This window comes from Streptomyces sp. UNOB3_S3 (assembly GCF_020740895.1).
Taxonomy (GTDB): Bacteria; Actinomycetota; Actinomycetes; order Streptomycetales; family Streptomycetaceae; genus Streptomyces.
The window spans coordinates 1-5,081 of the sequence record NZ_JAILXP010000460.1; the positions used below are offsets into that span (position 1 = coordinate 1).

Annotated in this window: 4 protein-coding genes; 2 read left to right on the forward strand and 2 right to left on the reverse strand. The window is 72.0% G+C overall.

Annotation, left to right across the window (positions count from 1 at the left end; genetic code table 11):
* Positions 1 to 369, reverse strand: a 369-nt coding sequence (locus tag K6I33_RS31670; RefSeq protein WP_229357993.1) for a metallophosphoesterase, incomplete at its 3' end; no start/stop codon positions are given.
* Positions 370 to 648: 279 nt separating this feature from the next.
* On the opposite strand from K6I33_RS31670, the gene K6I33_RS31675 reads away from it, so the two are divergent.
* Positions 649 to 2,445, forward strand: coding sequence for a long-chain fatty acid--CoA ligase (locus K6I33_RS31675; RefSeq protein WP_229357994.1), 1,797 nt, complete (start codon positions 649 to 651; stop codon positions 2,443 to 2,445).
* Positions 2,446 to 2,534: 89 nt separating this feature from the next.
* Here K6I33_RS31675 and K6I33_RS31680 read toward each other — a convergent pair whose 3' ends face one another.
* Entirely contained in the window at positions 2,535 to 3,677 is a 1,143-nt protein-coding gene (locus tag K6I33_RS31680) for a glycosyltransferase family 4 protein (protein ID WP_229357995.1), read from the reverse strand.
* A gap of 123 nt (positions 3,678 to 3,800) precedes the next feature.
* Between K6I33_RS31680 and K6I33_RS31685 the strand changes: the two genes are divergently transcribed.
* Positions 3,801 to 5,042 (forward strand): glycosyltransferase 87 family protein, encoded by a 1,242-nt coding sequence (locus tag K6I33_RS31685; RefSeq protein WP_229357996.1) that lies wholly within the window; start codon positions 3,801 to 3,803, stop codon positions 5,040 to 5,042.
* The last annotated feature ends 39 nt before the right edge of the window (positions 5,043 to 5,081 follow it).

A 5,081-nucleotide genomic window follows, 5' to 3' on the forward strand; every position in this document is an offset into this window, starting at 1 on the left:
GGCGAATTCCGGCCAGAGGGTGGGGATGTCCACATTGCCGTAGGTGGCGTAGGTGGGGGTGGGGAAGGCGGCGAAGAGTTCGGCGTACTGCTTGCGCACCGCCTCCTCGACGGCTCTGTCGCGGTCGATGCCCTCCCAGAGCGCCCGGGAGAGGGCGCGGGCCTCCTCGAAGCGGCGGGCGGTGCGCAGCTCGACGATCCGGTCGGCGGCCTCGACGCCGAACAGTTCGGGGAAGATGCCGCGCGAGTGGTCGGCGTAGTCGAGGAAGAGGACCAGGTCCCCCAGGCAGACCAGGGCGTCGGCGCCGTCGCCGGCGCGCGCCAGCCCCTCGGCGTTGCCGTGCACGTCGCTGACCACATGGACTCGCATACGGATCACCCTAGGCGCTGTGGCGGGGCCTCCGGAAGGGTCCCGACCTGCGGTTACTTCCCGGTCACCTGGCCGAGGGGCTAGGGTGCGGGAAGCGGTCCCGTGGCATGTGACGCATGGAACATCTGGGCACGACCCTCTATTCGAAATCCGTACTGGTGGGTAACGTCCGGGCAGTCCACGCTGTCCAGCACCCCCTACGCCTGATCAATGGACCGCAGCCGACGCAGCGCCCCTCGAAGACGCGGCGGCGCCGGCGCCCGACGAGGAGCAGCAGTCTTGCGCGAGTTCAGCCTTCCGGCCCTGTACGAGGTCCCCGCCGACGGCAATCTGACGGATCTCATCCGCCGGAACGCCGCACTCCACCCCGAGGTGGCGGTCATAGGGCGGAAGGTCGACGACCGCTGGGAGGACGTCACCGCCGCCGGCTTCCTGGCCGAGGTGCGGGCCGCCGCCAAGGGACTGATGGCCGCCGGGATCAAGCCGGGCGACCGGATCGGCCTGCTGTCGCGCACCCGCTACGAGTGGGCGCTGCTGGACTTCGCCATCTGGAGCGCGGGCGCGGTGACCGTGCCCGTCTACGAGACGAGCTCCCCCGAGCAGATCCAGTGGATCCTCGGCGACTCCGGTGCCGTGGCCTGCCTGGTGGAGACGCCGGCGCACGAGGCGGCGGTCGAGTCGGTGCGCGACCGGCTGCCGGATCTCGCCAACATCTGGCAGATCGAGCGCGGCGCCCTCGACCGGCTGCGGGCCGCGGGCGAGGCGCTGCCGGACGAGGCGGTGGACGAGCGGAGCGCGCTGGCGACCGCGGACTCGCCCGCGACCATCGTCTACACCTCCGGCACCACGGGCCGCCCCAAGGGCTGTGTGCTCACCCACCGCAGCTTCTTCGCGGAGTGCGGCAATGTCGTCGAGCGGCTCAAGCCGCTGTTCAACACGGGCGAGTCGTCCGTGCTGCTGTTCCTGCCCGCCGCCCATGTCTTCGGCCGCCTGGTCGAGATCGCCTCGGTGATGGCCCCGATCCGGCTGGGCCTCGTCAGCGACATCCGCAATCTCACCGACGACCTCCAGGGCTTCCGCCCCACGCTGGTCCTCGGCGTACCGCGCGTCTTCGAGAAGGTCTACAACGGCGCCCGCGCCAAGGCCCAGGCCGACGGCAAGGGCAAGGTCTTCGACAAGGCCGCGGAGACGGCCATCGCCTACAGCCGGGCGCAGGACACCGCTTCGGGCCCCTCCTTCGGCCTGCGGCTCAAGCACAAGATCTTCGACAAGCTGGTCTACAGCAAGCTTCGCGCCGTGCTCGGCGGCCGGGCCACGCACGCGATCTCCGGCGGCGCCCCGCTGGGCGAGCGGCTGGGCCACTTCTACCGGGGCATCGGCTTCACGGTGCTGGAGGGCTACGGCCTGACGGAGTCGTGCGCCGCCACCGCCTTCAACCCGTGGGACAAGCCGAGGATCGGCACGGTCGGGCAGCCGCTGCCGGGCTCGGTGGTGCGGATCGCCGACGACGGCGAGGTGCTGCTGCACGGCGAGCACCTGTTCACCGGCTACTGGAACAACGAGGCGGCCACCGCCGAGGCACTCTCCGACGGCTGGTTCCACACCGGCGACCTCGGCACCCTCGACGAGGACGGCTTCCTGCGCATCACCGGCCGCAAGAAGGAGATCATCGTCACCGCCGGCGGCAAGAACGTCGCCCCCGCCGTGATCGAGGACCGCATCCGGGCGCACGCGCTGATCGCCGAGTGCATGGTCGTCGGCGACGGCCGCCCGTTCGTGGGCGCGCTGGTCACCCTGGACGAGGACTTCCTGCCGCGCTGGCTGGAGCAGCACGGCAAGCCCGCCGGGCTCACGGCCGCCGAGCTGACCGACGACCCGGAGCTGCTCGCCGATGTGCAGAAGGCGGTGGACGACGGCAACGCGGCGGTCTCCAAGGCCGAGTCGGTGCGCAAGTTCCGTATCCTTCCGGCGCAGTTCACGGAGGCCTCCGGCCATGTGACGCCGTCGCTGAAGCTCAAGCGCAGCGTTGTCGCGAAGGACTTCGCGGACGAGATCGAGGCGATCTACCACGGCTGAGCCGCCGTCAACGGTCAATGGGTAAGGGGCTCGCGCCAAGGCGCGAGCCCCTTACCCATTGCTAGAGGAGTTCCTTCAGAGGAGTTCCTTCAGAGGAGTTCCTTCAGCCGCTCCGCCAGCAGGTCCCAGCGCCAGCGCTCCTCGACCCACGCACGGCCGCGCTCGCCCATGCGGCGGCGCAGCTCCGGGTCCTTCAGCAGGGTGACGATCCGCTCGGCCGCCTCCTCGGCGGAGCCGCCGCGGACGACATAGCCCGTCTCCCCCTCCAGCACCGCGTCCGGGGCGCCCCCCGAGTCACCGCCGACCACCGGCAGGCCCGTCGCGGACGCCTCCAGGTAGACGATGCCGAGCCCCTCGACGTCCAGGCCGCCCCGGCGGGTACGGCAGGGCATCGCGAAGACGTCGCCCGCGCCGTAGTGGGCGGGCAGCTCCTCCCAGGGGACGGGCCCGGTGAAGCGGACCGCGTCGGCGACACCGGTCCTGGCGGCGAGCTCGCGCAGCTCGTCGGCGTACGGGCCGCCGCCGACGATCAGCAGCACCGCGTCGGGCACGGCCGCGAGGACCCGGGGCATCGCCTCGATCAGGGTGTCCTGGCCCTTGCGGGGGACGAGCCGGGAGACGCACACCACGACCGGCCGGTCCGCGAGCCCGAGCCGGGCCCGGGCCTCGGCGCCGCCGGAGGCGGGGTGGAAGGTCTTCTCGTCCACCCCGGGCGGCAGTTGCGTCATCCGCGCCGCCGCCTCGTCCGTGAGCGCGGAGGCGATCCGGGACCGCGTGTACTCCCCCAGATAGGTGATCGTGTCGACGCCCTCGCCGATCCTGCGCAGCAGTTGCCGGGAGCCCGGCAGCTGGGCCCAGGCGGCCTCGTGCCCATGGGTGGTGGCCACCAGCCGGCGGGCCCCGGCCCGCCGCAGCGCGGGCGCCATCAGGCCCAGCGGGGCGGCCGCCCCGAACCACACCGACGTACAGCCGTGCTCCCGCAGCAGCTCGGCCGCGCGCCGGGTCACCCGGGGCGTGGGCAGCAGCATGGTCGTCCGGTCGCGGACCACCGGGAACGGCTGCTCGGCGTCGAAGCGGGCGGTGGCCTCGCGGCCCTCCTCGCTCCGCTTCCAGGTGGAGGCGTAGACGACGATGCTCGCCGGGTCCAGGCGCAGCGCCATGTTGTGCAGGAAGGCCTGGATGCCGCCGGGGCGGGGCGGGAAGTCGTTCGTGACGATCAGGGTCTTGTGCATCGCCGCCGACAGTACCGGGTTCGAACAGGCGTCAACCGCGCCGCGTCGCCGCGCGCGCGGGCCCCCTCGACCGGCATGATTCCTCTCAGTTACCACGCGCCTACGGCGGGATGAGGTGAAGTGATGGTGGCGGGCACTGGTCTGCGGCTCTCGATCGGGGTGTGGGCCGTCACCCGGGCCGTTCTCATGATGTGCGTGTTCCGGGTGTGGGACATGCCCGGCTCGGACGTGTCCGTCGACATCGAGGTGATCTACCAGGGCTGGTACGGCGTCCTGCGCTCCGGCATCTTCCCGTACGACGACGTGACCTGGCAGTACCCGCCGGCCGCCGCGCTGGCCGTGCTCGCCCCCGGACTGCTGCCGTTCCTCGGCTACGCGCCCGCGTTCTTCTTCCTCTGCCTCGCGGCCGACGCGGCCGTCATGGGAATGCTGCTCTACTCGGTGCGCGGCGGCCGGCGCGGCCCGCTGGGCGTCTGGGTGTGGGTGACGGGCGTACCGCTGCTCGGGCCGATCGTCTACGCCCGCTACGACGTGATGGTCACCGCGGTCGCCGTCGCCGCCCTGCTGACGGTGGGCCGCCGCACCCGGCTGGCGGGGTCCCTGATGGGCTTCGGCGCACTGCTCAAGATCTGGCCGGTCCTGCTGCTCATCGGCACCCCGCGCGGCCGCGCCACCCGGTCCGTCTGGAGCGCGGCCGTGGTGACGGCGGCGGTGCTGGGCATGTTCTTCACCGCCGCGATGCCGGGGGCGCTGGCGTTCCTGACCTTCCAGCGCGACCGGGGCACCGAGGTGGAGTCCCTGGGCTCGCTGGTCTTCCATCTGGCCCGGCACGTCGGCTGGCACGGCAAGGCGCGCCTCAACTACGGCTCGGTGGAGTTCCTCGGCCGGCACGTCCACGCGGTGAGCGCGCTGGCCCTGGGTCTGAGCGTGCTGGCGTTCGCCTGGCTGCTCGTATGGCGGCTGCGGGCCCGCCGGTTCACGCCGACGACGCCGTACGACGCGGCGTTCGCGGCGGTGCTGCTCTTCACCACGACGAGCCGGGTGATCAGCCCCCAGTACATGATCTGGCTGATCGGCCTGGCGGCGGTCTGCGTCACGATGCGGACGCCGCGGCAGCGGCTGCCGATCCTGCTGGTGCTGCTGGCCGCGCCGCTGACGCAGCTGGAGTTCCCCATCTGGTTCTCGCATGTGGTCGCGAGCGACAAGTTCGGGGTGGCGACGCTTACGTTGCGCAATGCGTTGCTGGTGGCGGCGACGGTGGTGGCGTGTTCGCGCCTGTGGCGCGAAACGGTGAGCGAAGCTCACCAGCCGGAGGGGGAGCCGGAACCGCCGGCGGAACGGGAATCGGCGCTGGTGCCGAGCTGATTTCAGCCCGTCCGGCGTTTGAGGACCGGGGGTCCGGGG